Annotated in this window: 16 protein-coding genes; 11 read left to right on the top strand and 5 right to left on the bottom strand. The window is 65.6% G+C overall.

Annotated elements, in window-relative coordinates; translation table 11 throughout:
• Positions 1–65 precede the first annotated feature (65 nt).
• The 4 genes from QN085_RS13620 (at position 66) to QN085_RS13605 (ending at position 4,928) form a co-directional block, all read left to right on the top strand.
• On the top strand, positions 66–1,241 hold the full coding sequence (locus tag QN085_RS13620) for a M20 aminoacylase family protein (protein ID WP_013972736.1): 1,176 nt from the start codon (positions 66–68) through the stop codon (positions 1,239–1,241).
• An 83-nt stretch (positions 1,242–1,324) separates the two neighbouring features.
• The gene (locus QN085_RS13615; RefSeq protein WP_013972735.1) at positions 1,325–2,635 is read left to right on the top strand and encodes a citrate-proton symporter; all 1,311 of its coding nucleotides are present in this window, start codon (positions 1,325–1,327) and stop codon (positions 2,633–2,635) included.
• Positions 2,635–4,089: an amidase gene (locus tag QN085_RS13610; RefSeq protein WP_041505914.1), complete on the top strand. Its 1,455-nt coding sequence runs from the start codon at positions 2,635–2,637 to the stop codon at positions 4,087–4,089. Before QN085_RS13615 ends, QN085_RS13610 begins: the two co-directional genes overlap by 1 nt.
• A gap of 65 nt (positions 4,090–4,154) precedes the next feature.
• A complete protein-coding gene (locus QN085_RS13605; RefSeq protein WP_024087170.1) occupies positions 4,155–4,928 on the top strand; it encodes an IclR family transcriptional regulator in 774 nt (257 codons plus the stop codon).
• 497 nt (positions 4,929–5,425) lie between these two features.
• On the opposite strand, the gene QN085_RS13600 is transcribed toward QN085_RS13605, so the two are convergent.
• The 3 genes from QN085_RS13600 to QN085_RS13590 form a co-directional block, all read right to left on the bottom strand.
• A complete protein-coding gene (locus QN085_RS13600) occupies positions 5,426–6,337 on the bottom strand; it encodes a LysR family transcriptional regulator (RefSeq protein WP_003260483.1) in 912 nt (303 codons plus the stop codon).
• Positions 6,338–6,515: 178 nt separating this feature from the next.
• A complete protein-coding gene (locus tag QN085_RS13595; RefSeq protein ID WP_024087169.1) occupies positions 6,516–7,172 on the bottom strand; it encodes an HAD family hydrolase in 657 nt (218 codons plus the stop codon).
• A gap of 343 nt (positions 7,173–7,515) precedes the next feature.
• Positions 7,516–8,415, bottom strand: coding sequence for a LysR substrate-binding domain-containing protein (locus tag QN085_RS13590; RefSeq protein WP_013972729.1), 900 nt, complete (start codon positions 8,413–8,415; stop codon positions 7,516–7,518).
• Positions 8,416–8,627: 212 nt separating this feature from the next.
• Here QN085_RS13590 and QN085_RS13585 point away from each other — a divergent pair, with 212 nt between their 5' ends.
• The 5 genes from QN085_RS13585 (at position 8,628) to QN085_RS13565 (ending at position 15,057) form a co-directional block, all read left to right on the top strand.
• Positions 8,628–9,236 (top strand): LysE family translocator, encoded by a 609-nt coding sequence (locus QN085_RS13585; RefSeq protein ID WP_024087167.1) that lies wholly within the window; start codon positions 8,628–8,630, stop codon positions 9,234–9,236.
• Positions 9,237–9,326: 90 nt separating this feature from the next.
• Positions 9,327–9,935, top strand: a complete 609-nt coding sequence (gene lexA / locus QN085_RS13580; protein WP_013972727.1) for a transcriptional repressor LexA — start codon at positions 9,327–9,329, stop codon at positions 9,933–9,935.
• A complete protein-coding gene (gene imuA / locus QN085_RS13575) occupies positions 9,935–10,555 on the top strand; it encodes a translesion DNA synthesis-associated protein ImuA (RefSeq protein WP_041505915.1) in 621 nt (206 codons plus the stop codon). The genes lexA and imuA overlap by 1 nt, the downstream gene beginning before the upstream one ends.
• A gap of 6 nt (positions 10,556–10,561) precedes the next feature.
• Entirely contained in the window at positions 10,562–11,980 is a 1,419-nt protein-coding gene (locus tag QN085_RS13570; protein WP_038409680.1) for a Y-family DNA polymerase, read from the top strand.
• Positions 11,977–15,057 (top strand): error-prone DNA polymerase, encoded by a 3,081-nt coding sequence (locus QN085_RS13565; RefSeq protein ID WP_041505916.1) that lies wholly within the window; start codon positions 11,977–11,979, stop codon positions 15,055–15,057. The genes QN085_RS13570 and QN085_RS13565 overlap by 4 nt, the downstream gene beginning before the upstream one ends.
• Before the next feature lie 172 nt (positions 15,058–15,229).
• Here the strand turns inward: QN085_RS13565 and QN085_RS13560 are convergent, their stop codons facing one another.
• Together QN085_RS13560 and QN085_RS13555 are read right to left on the bottom strand one after the other, a co-directional pair.
• On the bottom strand, positions 15,230–16,051 hold the full coding sequence (locus tag QN085_RS13560; protein WP_013972723.1) for an aldo/keto reductase: 822 nt from the start codon (positions 16,049–16,051) through the stop codon (positions 15,230–15,232).
• Positions 16,039–16,944: a LysR family transcriptional regulator gene (locus QN085_RS13555; protein ID WP_013972722.1), complete on the bottom strand. Its 906-nt coding sequence runs from the start codon at positions 16,942–16,944 to the stop codon at positions 16,039–16,041. Before QN085_RS13555 ends, QN085_RS13560 begins: the two co-directional genes overlap by 13 nt.
• A 140-nt stretch (positions 16,945–17,084) precedes the next feature.
• On the opposite strand from QN085_RS13555, the gene QN085_RS13550 reads away from it, so the two are divergent.
• Positions 17,085–17,783, top strand: a complete 699-nt coding sequence (locus QN085_RS13550; RefSeq protein ID WP_015270421.1) for a CoA transferase subunit A — start codon at positions 17,085–17,087, stop codon at positions 17,781–17,783.
• A 35-nt stretch (positions 17,784–17,818) separates the two neighbouring features.
• Complete coding sequence (locus QN085_RS13545) at positions 17,819–18,475, top strand: CoA transferase subunit B (protein WP_003260585.1); 657 nt, start codon at positions 17,819–17,821, stop codon at positions 18,473–18,475.
• Positions 18,476–18,521 lie beyond the last annotated feature (46 nt).

Genomic DNA, 18,521 nt, shown 5'->3' with positions numbered 1-18,521 from the left:
CTCACCCGTCGTGACCTCAAGGCGAACAACAAGAACGGGAAATCACCCGCGCGAGGAGACTCTACATGTCCCGACATCAGCACATCCTGGCCTGGCTGAACGATGTGGCCAGCGACCTGCACGCAATCCGTCACGATATCCACGCTCACCCGGAACTGGGCTTCGAAGAAAGCCGCACTTCGGCGCTGGTTGCCCAGCTGCTCGAAGAATGGGGCTATGAAGTGCACACCGGTATCGGCAAGACCGGCGTGGTCGGCGTACTGCGCAATGGCAGCAGCCCACGCCGCCTGGGCCTGCGCGCCGACATGGACGCGCTGCCCATCCACGAGGCTACCGGCGCCGCGTACAGCAGCCGGCACCAGGGCTGCATGCACGCCTGCGGCCATGACGGGCATACCACCATGCTGCTTGGCGCCGCGCGCTACCTGGCGGCGACCCGGCAGTTCGACGGGACGCTGACGCTGATCTTCCAGCCGGCCGAGGAGGGCCAGGGTGGCGCCGAGGCGATGCTGGCCGACGGCCTGCTGGAGCGCTTCCCTTGCGATGCACTGTTCGGCATGCACAACATGCCCGGGCTGCCGGCCGGGCACCTGGGCTTTCGAGAGGGGCCGATGATGGCCTCGCAAGACCTGCTCACGGTGACCCTCGACGGGGTTGGCGGCCATGGCTCGATGCCGCACCTGACCGTCGACCCGCTGGTGGCGGCGGCCAGTGTGGTGATGGCCCTGCAAACCGTGGTGGCGCGCAATATCGATGCGCAGGAGGCAGCCGTGGTTACCGTGGGCGCCTTGCAGGCCGGCGAAGCGGCCAACGTGATCCCGCAACAGGCGCTGCTGCGCCTGAGCCTGCGCGCGCTGAACGCCGAGGTGCGGGCGCAGACCCTGGAGCGGGTGCGGGCGATCATCGTCAGCCAGGCCGAGAGCTTTGGCTGCCGCGCCACCATCGAACACCGCCCGGCCTACCCGGTGTTGGTCAACCACGCCGCGGAAAACGCCTTCGCCCGGCAGGTGGGGGTGGAATTGCTCGGTGCCGAGGCCGTGGATGGCAACACCCGCAAGCTGATGGGCAGCGAAGACTTCGCCTGGATGCTGCAACGCTGCCCGGGCGCCTACCTGTTCATCGGCAATGGCGTATCGCGGCCGATGGTGCACAACCCGGCCTACGACTTCAACGACGACATCCTGCTGACCGGCGCCGCCTACTGGGGTGCGCTGGCAGAGCGCTGGCTCGCGCCCGCCTGACCTTTCCTTTTTGACGACTGCCGCTGGAACCCGGGCGCGACCGCGCCTGGGCGATCACCCAATCATTGTGTGGAGTGTTTCCTATGCAGACTTCGAGCACCGGCGTGTCGCGTACCCGGCAAGTGGTCGCCGCCGTCATCGGCAACGCCCTGGAGTGGTATGACTTTATCGTGTACGGCTTTCTGGCCAGCATCATCGCCCGGCAGTTCTTCCCCTCCGACGACGAATACGCCTCGCTGCTGATGGCCCTGGCCACCTTCGGCGTCGGCTTTTTCATGCGCCCGGTGGGCGGCGTGCTGCTGGGCATGTATTCCGACCGCAAGGGCCGCAAGGCGGCGATGCAGATGATCATCCGGCTGATGACCGTCTCCATTGCCATGATCGTCTTTGCACCCGACTACCTGGCCATCGGCATGGCCGCGCCGATGCTGATCGTGGTGGCGCGCATGCTGCAGGGTTTTGCCACCGGCGGCGAGTACGCCAGCGCCACGGCCTTTCTGGTGGAGAGCGCGCCGGCCCACCGCAAGGGCCTGTATGGCTCGTGGCAGTTGGTGGGGCAGTGCCTGGCGGTGTTCTCCGGGGCGGCGATGGTGGCCTTGGTCACCCACCTGTGCACGCCAGCGGCGCTGGACAGCTGGGGCTGGCGTATCCCGTTCGTGCTTGGCCTGCTGATCGGCCCGGTGGGGCTGTGGATTCGCAAGCACATGGAAGAGCCCGAGGAATTCATCGAGGCGCGCCGCCAGGCCAAGGGCCAGTCGCCCAGCCTGTGGCAGGTGCTGCGTGAGCATCGGCGCAGCCTGTTGGTATCGATGGGTCTGGCCTGTGGCGCGACGGTGTCGTTCTACGTGGTGCTGGTGAACATGCCGACCTTCGCCCACAAGAACCTCGGGCTGCCGCTGGACCAGGTGCTGCTGGTGCAGATGCTTGCGGTTGGGCTGATGACCGTGGTGATCCCGCTGTCCGGGGCGTTGTCTGACCGGCTGGGGCGGCGCCCGGTGCTGATGGCCTTCACCCTGGCGTTCTTCGTCATGGTCTACCCGTTGTATGTGTGGGTGGCTGCCGCGCCGTCGCTGGAGCGCCTGCTGGTGATGCAACTGCTGCTGTGCACCGCCATCGGTGGCTTCTTCGGGCCGGCGCCCACGGCCCTGGCCGAGCAGTTCCCGGTCGAGGTGCGTTCTACCGGTGTGTCGGTGGCCTATAACGTGGCGGTGATGGTGTTCGGCGGCTTCGCCCCGTTGATCGTCACCTGGCTGAGCAAGGTGCTCGGTACCCCGGTGGCGCCGTCGTTCTACGTGCTGTTCGCCTGCCTGCTGACACTGCTGGGCACCTATTGCCTGAAAGAAGCCCCACGCGCGGGCAAGCCTGCCGCTTTCAACCTTGGAGTGAAACCGTGATGCCGCTAGCCATCGACCCCATCGTTGCCCTCGATGCCGAGGCATTGTCCCGGGCCATCCATGCCCGCCAGATATCGTGCCGGGAGGTGATGCAGGCTTATCTGGCGCACATCGAACGCTTCAACCCGCAGGTAAACGCGCTGGTGTCGCTGCGCCCGGCCGAGGCGCTGCTGGCCGAGGCCGATGAGCGTGACCGCGAGCTGGGCCGGGGCCATTCGCGCGGCTGGATGCATGGCATGCCCCAGGCGATCAAGGACCTGGCTGCCACTGCCGGGCTGCGCACCACGTTGGGCTCGCCGCTGTTCGCCGAGCAGGTGCCCGAGCAGGACGCGATCAGTGTGGCGCGGGTGCGGGCCAGTGGTGCGCTGATCGTGGGCAAGAGCAATGTGCCGGAATTCGGCCTTGGTTCGCAGACCTACAACACCCTGTTCGGCACCACCACCAACGCCTACGACCCGGGCAAGGTGGCCGGGGGTAGCAGCGGTGGGGCGGCGGCGGCGCTGGCCATGCGCCTGCTGCCGGTCGCCGATGGCAGCGACATGATGGGCTCGCTGCGCAACCCGGCGGCGTTCAACAACGTGTATGGCCTGCGCCCGTCGCAGGGCCGGGTACCCCACGGGCCGGCGCCGGAACTGTTCGTGCAGCAGCTGGCCACCGAGGGGCCGATGGGCCGCAGTGTGGTGGATGTGGCACGGCTGTTGTCGACCCAGGCGGGTTTCGATGCGCGGGCGCCGTTGTCGCTGGGCGATGGCCGGCACGATTTTGCCGCCGGGTTGCAGCGCGATTTCCGCGGCGTGCGGGTTGGCTGGCTGGGCGACTACGACGGTTACCTGGCGATGGATGACGGGGTGCTGGGCCTGTGCGAAGCGGCCCTGGCAGACTTCGCCGAACTTGGCTGCCGGGTCGAGGCCTGCCAGCCGGCGTTCGACATGGCGCGTTTGTGGCAGTGCTGGCTGACCCATCGCCACTTCCTGGTGCACGGCAACCTCGCTGCGGCCTATGCCGACCCGGGCAAGCGCGCGCTGCTCAAGCCCGAGGCGCAGTGGGAGGTGGAGGGTGGCCTGCAACTGAGCGCGGCGGCGGTGTACCAGGCCTCGGTGGCCCGCAGCGACTGGTACCGCGCGCTGGGCAAGCTGTTCGAGCGTTACGATTACCTGCTGTTGCCATCGGCCCAGGTGTTCCCATTCGATGCACGGCAACCGTGGCCAACGGTGGTCGGAGGTCGGGCGATGGACACCTATCACCGCTGGATGGAAGTGGTGATTGGGCCGACCCTGGCCGGCTTGCCGAGCATCAGCGTACCGGTCGGTTTCAACGCTGCCGGGTTGCCCATGGGCCTGCAGATCATCGGCCCGGCCCAGGCCGACCATGCGGTGTTGCAGCTGGCCCATGCCCATGAACAGCTCACCCGTTGGGTAGCGCGGCGCGCACCCCGGAGCCTGCAAGCGCCATGAAACCACTGGGCAGGCGCGGATCTTGCTGGCTATCCTGACCATCCAGTTACAGGGAGGTCACACTCATGGGCATCACGGCAGACAGTGGCGGCGTGCGTTCGGTGGAACGGGCGCTGGCCATCGTCGACCTGCTTGGCGAACACCAGGCGCTGGGCCTGGAAGAACTGCATTACCTGACGGCGCTGCCCAAGGCCACGGTGTCGCGCATGCTCGCCACCTTGCAGGAGCAGGGCTGGGTTTACCGCGGCCTCAGCGACAGGCGTTACCGGCTGTGCGCGCGGCGCCTGTTCGGTGACCGCCAGCTGCGTTTCAAACGGCGCCTGGTGGAACACGCCGCGCCCATGCTACTGGAATTGAGCGAACGCACCGGGCTGGTGGCCGACCTGTCGTGTTTCGACGGCGAGCGGCTGGAGGTGATGGAAAGCGCTGTGCCCCAAGTATTGCGCAAGCGTTACCCGCACACCTGCCAGATCGTCGGGCATCATGCCAGCCTGTTCCACTCGGCGATGGGACGGGCATGCCTGGGTGAGTTGGCGGTCGATGAAGTGCAGCGCCTGGCGGCCCATGAGCGGGTGGGCGACGAGACGGTGCTGCGCGATATCGAGGAGGAAGCGAACAAGGGGTTCGGCCAGCGCACCGAAGGGCACTGGGAGTACCCGGTGCGCTTGCCGTTCCTGATCCGCGCCATTGCCCTGCCGGTGCATGCCGAAGGGCGCCTGGCCGGGAGCATTGCCTTGCACTGGCCGCTGGACCAGGCGCCGGTGGAGCGGGTGTTGAACCTGCACCTGAACAGCCTGGCTACAACGGTGGGGGAGGTGCAGCGGGCCCTGATTGCTTGAGTCAGCCTGTACCGGCCTCTTCGCGGGTAAACCCGCTCCCACAGGGAATGTGCATTGCCCGAGGCCTGCTCGGTACCTGTGGGAGCGGGTTTACCCGCGAAGAGGCCAGTGCAGCAAACAACAAAACCACAGGGAATGTGCATTGCCCGAGGCTTGCTCGGTACCTGTGGGAGCGGGTTACCCACGAAGAGGCCAGTGCAGCAAACAACAAAACCACAGGGAATGTGCATTGCCCGAGGCCTGCTCGGTACCTGTGGGAGCGGGTTTACCCGCGAAGAGGCCAGTACAGCAAACAACAAAACCACAGGGAATGTGCATTGCCCGAGGCCTGCTCGGTACCTGTGGGAGCGGGTTTACCCGCGAAGAGGCCAGTGCAGCAAACAACAAAACCACAGGGAATGTGCATTGCCCGAGGTCTGCTCGGTACCTGTGGGAGCGGGTTCACCCGCGAAGAGGCCAGTGCAGCAAACAACAAAAGAAGCTGTGTCCGCAGCCCTTCAGCGCTCCAGGCTGTACATCCGGCACTCTGCCAGCAACGCCAGCAGGTTCGGCTCCCGCTCCCGCGCCTTGAGGAACACCACGCCAATATGCTGCTGCAAGCGATATTGCGGCTTCAGGGCAATCAACCTGACCCGGTTTTCATACACCGCTGCGATCCGCCCAGGCAGCAAGGCAAAGCCCACGCCCGAGCTGACCATGCTCAGCAGGGTGAAGATATCGTTCACCTGCATGGCTACCTTGGGTTCGAAGCCGGCCTGCTGGAACACCCGGGCACCATCGCGGTGGGTGGCAAAGCCCTGGGTCAGGGTGATGAAGGTGGAGTCGGCCAGGTCGGCCAGGTCCACCTCGGCCTGCTCGGCGAAGGGTGAATCGATGGGCACGGCAAGGAAGATGTCGTCGGAGAACAGCGGTAACTGCTCGCAGGCCGGGTCGCTGACGCTTTCGTCGAGCGACACGAGGATGGCCTCCAGTTCGTGGTTCTTCAGGCGCTGCAGCAGGTCGACGTTGGAGCCCAGGGTCAGGTCGATGTTGAGTTCGCTGCGGCGCAGCTTGAGGCCCATGACTAGCTTGGGTACGGTTTTCACCGTCAGCGAGTAGAGCGCGCCCAGGCGGAAGCGCTCGGCGTAGAAGCCGGCGGCCTCGCGGGTAAGGCGGACCATCTGCTCGGCGTCCTGGATCAGCTGGCGGGCTTTCTTTTCCAGCACGTAGGCGCTTTCCAGCGGGATCAGCTGGCGGCCTTCATGCTTGAACAGCGGGCAGCGCAGTGCGCTTTCCAGCGAGTGGATGGCGCGGTGCACGCTGACGGCACTGGTGGCCAGCTCCGCGGCGGCGCGGCCGAGGTTGCCGGTGCGCATGAAGGCGAGGAAGGTTTCCAGCTTCTTGAGGGTCAGTTCTTCGTCGATCAGCATGGGTTGACCTGGGTGTGCACAATGGCTGGGGCATGCATATTGCCTTGAAATTTTGGGGCCGCTTCGCAGCCCATCGCCGGCAAGCCAGCTCCCACAGGGACAGCGCACGGCTTGAGGCCGATGCGGTCGAGGTGGGAGCTGGCTTGCCGGCGATGAGGCGCGAAGCGGCCCCGTATGCTCATTGCATGGATCCGATCAAGGTCCACAACGCTGGGTCGTTGAAGTCACGGACAACCAGCTTCGCCCCCGCCGCCAGCAACCGCTCCGGCGTCTGCGTAGTGGCCACGCCCACGGTAAAGATCCCAGCGCCACTCGCGGCCGCCACCCCCGGCAGCGAATCCTCGAAGGCCAGTGCCTGCCCGGCCTCGGCACCCAGCCGCTGCAACCCGGTCAGGTAAGGCAGCGGGTCCGGCTTGGGCCGTGCCAGTTCCTCTGCCACCAGCACGTGCGCGAAGCGCTGGCCCAGGCCCATGGCGTTCAACATGTGCTCGGCGTTCAGCCGCGGTGCGTTGGTCACCACGCACATGCCGATGTCACGAGCCTGGGCATGTTCCAGCAGGCGCACTAGGCCCGGCATCGGCTCAAGAGCCGGCGACATGTCGCGGAACAGCGCCTCCTTGCGGTCGGCCAGCACCTGGCACTGCTCGGCACTGGCACCGGCAAACAGCTCGGCGAACAGCTCGCCGTTGGCGCGGCCGCTGACCTGGGCATCGAACTGCGCCTGGCTCAGCTCGCGGCCGTCATGCTCGCGCAGCAGTTGGCGAAAGGCCTGCAGATGCAAGGTGTCAGTGTCGGTGAGGGTTCCGTCGAGGTCGAACAGCAGGGCAGTCAGCATTGGGTATCCAGGTCCAAAATCATGGGCGGGCCAGAAGGGAGATTCTTTGCCTTTGGAGTCACGTCAACTACGCGACTTCCTGAGTGTACTGGAGTACGGCAGCCTTGGCAGAGCTGTGCTCGAACGCGAGGTTGACGCCTGCGCGTCAAGTCAGCAACTGCCAAAGCTGGAAAGCCAACCGAGTAACCGGCCGTTGGCACGCTCCGGCTTTCGAAGTTTGGTCATCAGTTCTGGTTGGCGTAGGTGGCTGGGCGCAGGTAGCTGATCTTCTCTATTGGAGCGCTGCATAGCCGCAAATATTGTGTGGATCGCCGCGAGGGCTGATATGTTTGCCGCGCACCGATCAAGGAAGTGCACAGGTGTCATGCTGGAGCCGAGAGAGCATCCAGTCGATAAATACCTGGGTCTCGGCGACCGCATCTTTCGATACCCCATAGTAGTAGCGAGTCAGGGGCAGTCGTAGATGAGGCAGCGGGTTGTGCAGTCGGCCGGTGGCAAGATCCTTGCCCAGCAGCGTGGCCGGGCACAGCGCCAGGCCAAGGCCGTCGACGGCAGCTTGCAGCACCAGGTGCATGTGATCGAACTGCAGCGCTGGCCGTTGTCTTGCCTGGCTGACACCGGCCAGCTTGCACCAGGCCTGCCAATCCCCATTACGTGTCCTGCCCGAGAGCAGGGTATGGCGCAGCACATCCGACGGCGCCTGAACCGGTATCGCTTCCAGAAGAGAAGGCGCGGCAACCAGCAGCAGCTCGTCCTCGAACAGCATGTTCGGTTCCAGATTGGCCGCCCAGCCTGCGCTGCCACGGCGCACCACCAGATCGAAGGCCTCACGCGAGGGGTCAGGGGCCAGGATGCTGGTCACAATCTCGGGCTGAATCTCTGGAAACTGCGTCATGAATTCGGGTAACCGAGGGATCAGCCAGCGCACGGCAAAGGACGGGCGCACATTGATGATCACCTTGCGCGATGCACTGCTTCGGGCCAGGGCCTGAGTGGCGTTGGCGATTTGCGCCAGGCCCAGGCTGATCTGTTCATAGTAAGCCTGGCCGCTCGGGGTGAGTACCGACTGCCGATTTCGGCGTTCGAACAACATTATGCCCAGGTGCTCTTCGAGCAGGCGTATATGGCGGCTGACAGCACTGTGGGTGACGTGCAGCTCCTCGGCGGCACGGCTGAAGCTCTGGTGTCGCGCGGCCGAGGCAAAGGCCCGGAGGGCATTCAAGGGTGGGAGGTCGCTGATCATATGTCTAATTTTGTCACATCAGGGGCGCAAATAAAGCGTTTGTCAGCGATGGTGTTTCACGCCACTCTGACGCCGCTCTGTTCTGGTCTTCGTCCATGTGCGCAACAAGTATCCGCTTCTTTGCTGATCGGACTTCGCTGTGTGCGGCATTGATCCTCGGGTGCCGTTGGCGGCCCTAACGCTCTTCAGTTCAATGCCAGGAGGCATTTTGCATGGCTAGCTATGGATTGTTCCTTGTCCTCGCGACTTTCACCGTGTTAAGCCCCGGTCCCGGGGTAGTGCTGACCCTCTCCAACGCCCTGCGCCACGGCTGGGGCGGAGCGCTGCCGGGGATCTTTGGCATCGCTTTGGGCGCTTTCATCGTCGCCGGGCTCTCGGCCAGCAGCGTGGGGTTGGTCCTGGCGACCTCGGCAACGGCGTTCACCGTGCTCAAGTACGTCGGCGCGTTGTACCTGTTGTACTTGGGGGGAAAAATGTGGCGCACCCAGCGTTTCATTCCGGAGTTTACCGTGACCGCCACGCAACCCTGGCGGCGCCTGGTCGAAGCGTTGTCGATCCAACTGCTGAATCCCAAGGCTGGTTTCTTCTTCCTGGCGGTGTTTCCACAATTCATCAGTCCCCAGGACAACTACTACCGCCAGTTCTTCCTGCTGGTTTCATCCTACGCGTTGCTGGTCGTGCTGGTACACACCGGTTATGCGCTGATGGCCAATAGCGCCAGGGGCTGGCTGTCGAGCGACCGCGGTGCGCGAATTGTCGGCAAAATCTCCGGCATCACCTTTTTCTGTTTTGGTGTTCTGATGGCCTCGGCCAGCAAATGAACTGCTGCCCGTCACAATTGCATCGCAGCCGCCAAGCCGTCGACGAAGGGGGCTGTTCAGCGTGCTCTAAAAAGAGTACAAATGTGCTCCATGGACAATCTTACCCCAAAACGCCGCGCCATCTTCGAGTTCATCCGTGAGCGCATCGCCGACCACGGCCAGCCGCCGAGCCTGGCCGATATCGCCACGCGCTTCGGTTTTGCCTCGCGCAGCGTGGCGCGCAAGCACATCACCGCCCTGTGCCAGGCCGGCTACATCGACGTCACGCCGAACCAGGCGCGGGGCATACGCCTGGCCGAACGGCTGCGCCGCCCGGAAATCCTCGAAGTGCCGGTGCTGGGCCAGGTGGCGGCAGGCGCCCCCATCGGCCCGGACCTCGACATTCACGAGCAACTGCTGCTCGACCCCAGCCTGTTCCGCCGTACCCCCGACTACCTGCTGAAGGTGCGTGGCGATTCGATGATCGACGACGGCATTTTCGACGGCGACCTGGTCGGCATCCTCCAGCAGGCCGACGCCCGCGATGGCCAGATCGTGGTCGCGCGCCTGGACGGCGAGGTGACCATCAAGCGCCTGCAGCGCCAGGGTGGCAATTACCGGCTGTTGCCACGCAACCCGGCCTATGCGCCCATCGATGTGCGGCCTGAACAGGAGTTCTTCATCGAAGGCGTGTTCTGCGGCTTGCTGAGGCGTGACTGATGGGCGCGGTGGTCGACCTCGACAGGTTGCTCGACCAGCGCCGGGTATGGCGCGGCCGGCAGGCCCAGGCGCGGCCGCTCGGCCTGCAGCCCACGGGCCATGCCGCCCTTGACCAATGCCTGCCGGAAGGTGGCTGGCCGGCGGCTGCGCTCAGCGAACTGTTGCTGGCCAGCCCCGGCTGTGGCGAATTGCAGCTGCTGTGGCCAACCCTGGCCCGCTTGAGCGCTGAAGCCAGCCGAATCGTGCTGGTGGCACCGCCATTCATTCCTTACGCCCCGGCCTGGCAGGCCGCGGGGGTGGACCTGCGCTGGCTGGTACAGGTGGACGCCGAACCTGCCGATGCCCTGTGGGCCGCCGAGCAATGTCTGCGCTCCGGCAGTTGCGCGGCGGTGCTGTGCTGGCCGGAACGTGCCGATGACCGCGCCCTGCGGCGCCTGCAGGTGGCTGCCGAAACCGGCCAGGCGCTGGCCTTCGCCTGCCGGCCGCAACAGGCGGCGCACAACCCTTCGCCCGCAGCGCTGCGCATTGCCGTCGACACCCGCCCGGCACAATGGCGCGTGCTGAAAAGCCGTGGCGGCATGCCACCGGCGCTGCCCATCGCCTGCCCGGGGCGGGGCTGATGCAACATGCTCTGGGCCTGCATCCTGCTTCCGCAGCTGGCGCTGGACACGGTCCTGCGTGAGCGTGACGACCCCGATACCCCCCTGGTGCTGCTTGGCGGGCCGACCCAGCGACGTGTGCTGCAGGCGGTCAACCCGGCGGCGGCGGCGCTCGGCCTGCGGGCCGGGCAAACCCTGACGGCGGCGCGTGCGCTGGCCGATGGCTTCAGCTGCGTCGAAGCCGACCCCAGGCGCATCGACCAGGTGCAGCAGTTGCTGGCAGCCTGGGCCTACCGCTTCAGTGCCCAGGTCAGCCTGCACTACCCACGGGCGCTGTTGCTGGAGGTGGGTTCCAGCCTGCAGCTGTTCGGCCCCTGGCCGCTGTTCGAGGCCCGCCTGCGCCAGGAGCTGGCGGAGCTGGGCTTGCGCCAACGCATCGTCCTGGCCAGCAACCCGGTGGCGGCGCGCATGCTCGCCAATGCTCACGATGGCCTGGCCGTGATGGATGCCGATGCCACCCGTGCGGCGCTGCTGGGCATGCCCATCGAGCGTATCGGCCTGCCTGCGCAGGCTGCCGAGGCCTTTGCCCGCATGGGCCTGCGCCAGTTGAGCCAGGTGTTGGCCTTGCCCCGCGACAGCCTGGCCAGGCGCTTTCCGGCCCAGGTGCAGCTGCACCTTGACCAGTTGCTCGGCCTGCGCAACCTGGGGCTGGGCTTTTACCAGCCCCCGGACCGTTTCGAGACCCGGCTGGAGCTGAACTTCGACGTCGAATCACACCAGGCCCTGCTGTTTCCGCTGCGGCGCATGCTCAACGACCTTGCCGCGTTCCTCGCCGGGCGTGACTGTGGCGTGCAGCGTTTCTGCCTGCACCTGGAGCATGCCGAAGGGCCGGATACCTTGCTGAAGGTAGGCCTGCTGGCCGCCGAACGCGATGCTGCGATGCTGTTCGAACTGGCGCGCGGGCGCCTGGAGCCGCTACGCATTCCCGCACCTGTGCGCAACCTGCGGCTGGTTGCCGAGGACCTGCCACCCTTCGTGCCGCAACACCAGGCATTGTTCGACCCGCGTGCGCAGCAGGCGCAACCTTGGGAACAATTGCGCGAACGGCTACGCGCCCGCCTGGGGGATGAGGCGGTCAAGGGCCTGAGCGCGGCAGCCGATCATCGCCCCGAATGCGCCTGGCAAGCGGTAGAGCAGGGTGCCCAGGGCAACATGCCGGTCGTTCCTGGCAGCCGCCCTGGCTGGCTGCTGTCGGCCCCCATGGCGCTGGACGAAGGCGGCTATCGCCTGCAAGGCCATGCCGAGCGCATCGAGTCGGGCTGGTGGGATGGCGGCGATGTGCGCCGCGACTATTACCGCATCGAAACCCGCGACGGCCTGCGCGGCTGGGCCTACCGCGACCTGGGCAAGGCCGGCCCGTTGTGGCTGCAGGGCTGGTTCGCATGAACACCCCGGGTTATGCCGAGCTGCACTGCCTGTCCAACTTCAGCTTCCAGCGCGGCGCGTCGAGCGCCGACGAGCTGTTCCGGCGCGCGCGTGAACAGGGCTACCAGGCGCTGGCGATCACCGACGAATGCACCCTGGCCGGTATCGTCCGTGCCTGGCAGGCGGCCAAGGAACACCAGCTGCGGCTGATCGTGGGCAGTGAAGTGCAGTTGCAGGACGGCCCCAGGCTGGTGCTGCTGGTGCAGGACCTGGCCGGCTACCAGAACCTGTGCGCGCTGATCACCCGGGCCCGGCGGCGGGCGCAGAAGGGCGAGTACCAACTGTTTCGCGATGACCTGCAGCAGCACCATCAGGGCCTGCTGGCATTGTGGGTAGCCGATGACAGCGGCGATGCCACCCCCGGGCAGTGGCTGCACGGCGTGTTCGGTGAGCGTCTGTGGCTGGCGGTGCACCTGCACCGCGGCAGTGACGATACCTTGCGTCTTGAACGCTTGCGCGGCCTGGCGGCCAGGGTCGGCATCCGCGCCGTGGCCTGTGGCGACGTGCACATGCACGTGCGCGGTCGCCGCGCCCTGCAAGATTGCATGACCGCCATTCGCCAGCATTGCCTGGTGGCCGAGGCCGGGCGCTTCCTGTTTGCCAATGGCGAGCGGCACCTGCGCAGCCAGGCACAACTGGGCGAGCTCTATCCCGCCGACCTGCTGGCCGAGACCCTGGCCATCGCTGCGCGCTGCCAGTTCGAGCTGAGCGAATTGAAATACCAGTACCCCTGCGAACTGGTGCCCCAGGGGCATACCCCGGCGAGCTGGTTGCGCGAATTGTGCCAGCAGGGTTTGCCGTTGCGCTGGCCAGCCGGGCCGAGCAGCAAGGTGCGGGATGTGCTGGCCAAGGAGCTGGCGCTGATCGAGGAGCTGGGCTACGAAAGCTACTTCCTGACTGTGCACGACATTGTCGCCTTCGCCCGCAGCCAGCGCATTCTGTGCCAGGGGCGGGGCTCGGCAGCCAACTCGGTGGTGTGCTTCGTGCTGGGCATCACCGAGCTCGACCCCATGCAACACCACCTGTTGTTCGAGCGCTTCCTGTCGCGCGAGCGCAACGAGCCGCCGGACATCGACGTGGACTTCGAGCACGACCGGCGCGAGGAGGTGATCCAGTATGTGTTCCGTCGCTATGGCCGGCACCGGGCGGCGCTCACTGCGGTGGTCAACACCTACCATGCCGCCGGTGCGGTGCGGGATGTGGCGCGGGTGCTGGGGCTGCCCGCCGACCAGGTGGACGCCCTGGCCAAGTGCTGTGGCCGCTGGAGCGATCGCATACCCGACGACCAGCGCCTGGCCGAGGCCGGCTTCGAGGCGGGCAGCCCTTCGCTGCGCCGGGTACTGGTGCTGGCCGGCGAACTGATCGGCTTCCCTCGGCACCTGTCACAGCACCCGGGCGGCTTCGTCATCTCGCAGCAACCCTTGGACGAGCTGGTGCCGGTGGAGAATGCCGCGATGCCGGAGCGCACGGTGATCCAGTGGGACAAGGACGACCTGGACATGGTAGGCCTGCTCAAGGTCGACGTGCTGGCGCTGGGCATGCTCAGCGCCTTGCGCCGTTGCTTCGACCTGCTGCAACGCCACCGTGGCCGGCACCTGACCCTGGCGACCATCCCCGCCGAAGACCCGGCTACCTACGCGATGATCAGCCGTGCCGAGACCATGGGCGTGTTCCAGATCGAATCGCGCGCGCAAATGGCCATGTTGCCGCGGCTTCGGCCGGAAAAGTTCTACGACCTGGTCATCGAGGTGGCCATCGTCCGCCCCGGGCCGATCCAGGGCGACATGGTCCACCCTTACCTGCGCCGGCGCCTGAAGCAGGAACCGGTGACCTATCCCTCGCCGCAACTGAAGGCAGTGTTCGAGCGCACCCTGGGTGTGCCGCTGTTCCAGGAGCAGGTAATGGAGCTGGCGATGGTCGCGGCCGACTACACCCCGGGCGAGGCCGACCAGTTGCGCCGCAGCATGGCCGCCTGGAAGCGTCACGGCGGCCTGGAGCCGCACCGCGAGCGGCTGGTGCAGGGCATGTTGCGCAATGGTTATGACCTGGCGTTTGCCGAGCGCATCTTCGAGCAGATCAAGGGCTTTGGCAGTTATGGCTTTCCGGAATCGCACGCGGCCAGTTTTGCCTTGTTGTGCTACGCCAGCAGCTGGCTCAAGTGCCATGAACCGGCGATTTTCACCTGCGCGCTGGTCAACAGCTGGCCCATGGGTTTCTACAGCCCCGACCAGTTGCTGCAAGAGGCCCGGCGCCAGGGTATCGAGGTCAGGCCGGTCGATGTGTGCCACAGTGACTGGGACTGCACGCTCGAGCCTGAGCCTGGAGAGGTGCTGGCCATTCGCATGGGCTTGCGCCTGGTACGCGGCTTTGCCGAGGCCGACGCCAGGCGCCTGGAGCAGGCGAGGGCGCAGCGGCCATGGCGCGATGTCGAAGACCTGTGCCTGCGTGCCGGGCTCGATTCGCGAGCCCGGGCCCAGTTGGCCGATGCCGGCGCGCTGCGCGCCTTGGCCAGGGACCGGCACCAGGCGCGCTGGCAGGTGGCGGCGGTGCAGCCGCAGCTGCCTTTGTTCGCCGATATCGAAGCCTTGCCGGAAAGTACCGTCGAACTGCCCGTCCCCAGTGTGGCAGAGGACCTGATGGCCGATTACCAGACCCTGGGTACCACGCTTGGGCCGCATCCCCTGACCTTGTTGCGCTCACGCCTGCGGGCCCTGGGCTGTCGCAGTTCGCGCGAGCTGCAAGATGTCGGGCATGGTGACAACATTGCCGTGGCCGGGCTGGTGGCGGGCCGCCAGCGGCCACAGACCGCCAGCGGCGTGACCTTCGTCACCCTGGAGGACGAGCACGGCATGGTCAATGTGGTGGTGTGGCGGGATCTTGCCGAACGGCAGCGGCGGGCACTGGTGGGGGCGCAGTTGCTCAAGGTCAGCGGGCGGCTGGAGCAGGAGAATGGCGTGCGCCACCTGATAGCACGGCGGTTGGAGGATGTGAGCCCGCTGTTGCAAGGGCTGGATGTACGCAGCCGGGATTTCCATTGATCCCCGGCACCTCACGCAAAACCCTGATTTTTGCGCGGTCCCTGTGGGAGCGGCTTTAGCCGCGAACACCGGCGCAGCCGGTGCCATGCACCGCGCTGGATTCTTCGCGGCTAAAGCCGCTCCCACAGGATATGAGGATTACTTGCGAATTCAGTTCTCTTCGCGACAGTCGCTACACCATCGCCAACCGCTGCTTGCGCGTCGGTGCCGGGAACGCCCGGTCGATCGCCCGCAGGTCTTCGCCGGTCAGGGTCAGCGCACCCGCAGCGGCATTCAACCGCACATGCTCGGGCGTCACGGCCTTGGGGATGGCTATCACCCCGTCATTGCGTGTCACCCACGCCAGGCTGACCTGGGCCACCGTGGCCCCATGGCGCTCGGCGATTTCCGCCAGCACCGGGTGCTGCAGCAGGCGCCCGGCCTGGGCCAGCGGGCAGTAGGCCATGGTCGGCAGCGCACGCTTTTCGCACCACGGCAACAGGTCGAACTCGATGCCACGCTGGGCCGGGTTGTACAGCACCTGGTTGGTGGCGCAATCGGGGTTGTGCAATTCGCGCAGGTCGTCGACATCGAAATTGGAAACACCCCAGCGCTTGATCTTGCCTTGCTCGCGCAAGCGCTCGAACGCTTCGACGGTTTCTTCCAGTGGGTGCTGGCCGCGCCAGTGCAGCAGGTACAGGTCGATGCAGTCGGTGCCCAGGCGGGTGAGGCTGCGCTCGCAGGCGGCGGCCATGGCGCGCAGGCTGGCATTGTGCGGATACACCTTGCTGACCAGGAACACCTGGTCGCGGCGCCCGGCAATGGCCTGGCCAACCACTTCTTCCGCGCCACCTTCGGCATACATCTCGGCGGTATCGATCAGGCTCAGCCCAAGTTCGATACCCTGTTGCAGGGCCGCCACCTCGGCCGCCTTGCGAGCCGGATCTTCACCCATGTACCAGGTGCCCTGGCCGATGGCCGGAACGCTCGAACCTGCCAGTTTCACGTAACGCATGTCACCTCCGGGATGCGGGTATTGGAAAGCAGTACCTCGAGCAGCGCTTGCGCTGCCGTGGAAAGCTTGTGTTCGCTAAGAGCAATCACACCGATGCGGCGCTCGACCGTGGGCTCGACCAAGGGCACGCAGCGGGCGCCAAGCTCCTGCATCTGATTGATGCAAAGTGCCGGCACGGCACTGACCCCCAGCCCACTGGCGACCATGCGCCCGACGGTAGACAACTGATGGCTCTCGAAAGCCACCGCGAGTTTGCCGTGGCGGGCGGCCACGTTCTGCTCCATCAGCAGGCGCACCGCCGAAGGGCGTTGCAGGGCCACGAAGTCTTCGGCAAGCAACTGTGCCCAGCTGACCTGAGGCAGCTGCGCCAAGGGCGAATCGGCGGGCACCACGGCGACGAAACGGTCCATGTACAACGGGTGGAAATCCAGGCCATCGTTGTTGTCGGGTTCGAAGCCGATGCCCAGTTCGACGCGGCGATGGCGCACCAGTTCCTGCACCTGTTCGTTGATCACATCGTGCACCGTGACGTTGACCTTCGGGTAACGCTGGCGAAATACCTTCAGCGAGTGGGGCAGCAGGTTGCCGGCAAAGGCCGGCATGGCCGCCACCGAAACCCGGCCCAGTTGCAGGGTGAAACGCTGGCGCAGCATTTCTTCGGTGTCGTCCCAGTCGGCCAGCAGGCGCCGTGCCAGCGGCAGCAGCACCTCGCCCTCGGCAGTCAGGCTGACGCTGCGCGTGGTGCGGCTGAGCAGGGCGCCGCCAAGGTTTTCTTCCAGGGCCTTGATGGTCAGGCTCAGTGCCGGTTGCGAGACATGCAGGTGTTCACCGGCCTGAGCGAAGCTCTGGTACTTGGCCACAGCGACAAAGGCGCGCAGTTGCTTGACGTTCATGACAGGCCTGTTGGTTGTTTTGCAAAAGTTATGAATCGATGATGAAAACAAAATTAACAAATCAGTCGCTTGCGGTGAAGATGTCCCCACACGCTCACCGACAGCCTCGTCGGTTCAACAACTACAAAAGGCGGATCAGCATGGCCGGACTGGACAAGCGCGTTGCAACCTATGAACAGGCACTCGAAGGCCTGACCGACAACATGACGGTACTGGCTGGTGGTTTCGGCCTGTGCGGTATCCCTGAAAACCTTATCAGCGAAATCAAGCGCCGTGGCGTCAAGGGCCTGACCGTGGTCTCCAACAACTGCGGTGTCGATGGCTTTGGCCTGGGCGTGCTGCTGGAAGACCGGCAGATCCGCAAGATGGTCGCTTCCTACGTGGGCGAGAACGCCGAGTTCGAACGCCAGCTGCTGAGCGGCGAGCTGGAAGTGGAACTGACCCCGCAAGGCACCCTCGCCGAGAAAATGCGCGCCGGTGGCGCCGGCATCCCGGCCTTCTACACCGCCACCGGCTACGGCACCCCGGTTGCAGACGGCAAGGAAGTGCGCGAGTTCAACGGCCGCAAGTACATCCTCGAAGAATCCATCACCGGCGACTTCGCCATCGTCAAGGGCTGGAAGGCCGACCACTACGGCAACGTGGTGTACCGCAACACCGCGCAAAACTTCAACCCGCTGGCGGCCACCGCCGGCAAGATCACCGTGGTCGAAGTGGAAGAGATCGTCGAACCTGGCGTGCTGCTGCCCAGCGAGATCCACACACCGGGCATCTACGTGGACCGCGTCATCGTCGGCACCTTCGAAAAGCGTATCGAAAAGCGCACCGTCAAGGCCTGAGCGCCATCCACCAGAACAACAAAGAGATCCTGACCATGGCACTGACCCGCGAACAGATGGCGCAACGCGTCGCCCGTGAACTGAAGGACGGCTACTACGTAAACCTGGGCATCGGCATTCCGACCCTGGTGGCCAACTACGTACCCGCCGACATGGATGTGATGCTGCAATCGGAAAACGGCCTGCTCGGCATGGGCGAATTCCCCACCGAAGGCACCATCGATGCCGACATGATCAACGCCGGCAAGCAGACCGTCACCGCCCGCCGCGGTGCCTCGATCTTCGATTCGGCGCAGTCGTTCGCCATGATCCGTGGCGGCCACGTCGACCTGACCGTGCTTGGCGCCTTCGAAGTGGATGTGCAAGGCAACATCGCTTCGTGGATGATCCCGGGCAAGCTGGTGAAGGGCATGGGCGGCGCCATGGACCTGGTGGCCGGTGCCGAGAACATCATCGTCACCATGACCCACGCGTCCAAGGACGGCGAGTCCAAGCTGCTGCCGCAGTGCAGCCTGCCATTGACCGGTGCTGGCTGCATCCGCAAGGTGCTGACCGACCTGGCCTACCTGGAAATCGAAGACGGCGCCTTCATCCTGCGCGAGACCGCGCCTGGGGTGAGCATCGAGGAAATCATCGAGAAAACCGCCGGCAAGCTGATCGTGCCGGATGATGTGAAGGAAATGACCTTCTAACGCATCATGTGATCCTACCCTGTGGGAGCGGGCGTGCCCGCGAATG

The sequence above is a fragment of the Pseudomonas sp. M2(2023) genome, assembly GCF_030263955.1.
Taxonomy (GTDB): Bacteria; Pseudomonadota; Gammaproteobacteria; order Pseudomonadales; family Pseudomonadaceae; genus Aquipseudomonas; species Aquipseudomonas asiatica.
Note: the sequence above shows the minus strand (reverse complement) of the source record. Positions and strands in the feature narration are given on the sequence as shown.

Excerpts from the sequence above, each read along its gene's own strand:
- QN085_RS13610 (WP_041505914.1), top strand. The coding sequence starts at position 2,635 with ATGCCGCTAGCCATCGACCCCATCGTTGCCCTCGATGCCGAGGCATTG.
- QN085_RS13590 (WP_013972729.1), bottom strand. The coding sequence starts at position 8,415 with ATGATCAGCGACCTCCCACCCTTGAATGCCCTCCGGGCCTTTGCCTCG.
- QN085_RS13615 (WP_013972735.1), top strand. The coding sequence starts at position 1,325 with ATGCAGACTTCGAGCACCGGCGTGTCGCGTACCCGGCAAGTGGTCGCC.
- lexA (WP_013972727.1), top strand. The coding sequence starts at position 9,327 with ATGGACAATCTTACCCCAAAACGCCGCGCCATCTTCGAGTTCATCCGT.
- QN085_RS13570 (WP_038409680.1), top strand. The coding sequence starts at position 10,562 with ATGCTCTGGGCCTGCATCCTGCTTCCGCAGCTGGCGCTGGACACGGTC.
- QN085_RS13555 (WP_013972722.1), bottom strand. The coding sequence starts at position 16,944 with ATGAACGTCAAGCAACTGCGCGCCTTTGTCGCTGTGGCCAAGTACCAG.
- QN085_RS13565 (WP_041505916.1), top strand. The coding sequence starts at position 11,977 with ATGAACACCCCGGGTTATGCCGAGCTGCACTGCCTGTCCAACTTCAGC.
- QN085_RS13545 (WP_003260585.1), top strand. The coding sequence starts at position 17,819 with ATGGCACTGACCCGCGAACAGATGGCGCAACGCGTCGCCCGTGAACTG.
- QN085_RS13620 (WP_013972736.1), top strand. The coding sequence starts at position 66 with ATGTCCCGACATCAGCACATCCTGGCCTGGCTGAACGATGTGGCCAGC.
- QN085_RS13595 (WP_024087169.1), bottom strand. The coding sequence starts at position 7,172 with ATGCTGACTGCCCTGCTGTTCGACCTCGACGGAACCCTCACCGACACT.
- QN085_RS13550 (WP_015270421.1), top strand. The coding sequence starts at position 17,085 with ATGGCCGGACTGGACAAGCGCGTTGCAACCTATGAACAGGCACTCGAA.
- QN085_RS13560 (WP_013972723.1), bottom strand. The coding sequence starts at position 16,051 with ATGCGTTACGTGAAACTGGCAGGTTCGAGCGTTCCGGCCATCGGCCAG.
- QN085_RS13600 (WP_003260483.1), bottom strand. The coding sequence starts at position 6,337 with ATGCTGATCGACGAAGAACTGACCCTCAAGAAGCTGGAAACCTTCCTC.
- QN085_RS13585 (WP_024087167.1), top strand. The coding sequence starts at position 8,628 with ATGGCTAGCTATGGATTGTTCCTTGTCCTCGCGACTTTCACCGTGTTA.
- QN085_RS13605 (WP_024087170.1), top strand. The coding sequence starts at position 4,155 with ATGGGCATCACGGCAGACAGTGGCGGCGTGCGTTCGGTGGAACGGGCG.
- imuA (WP_041505915.1), top strand. The coding sequence starts at position 9,935 with ATGGGCGCGGTGGTCGACCTCGACAGGTTGCTCGACCAGCGCCGGGTA.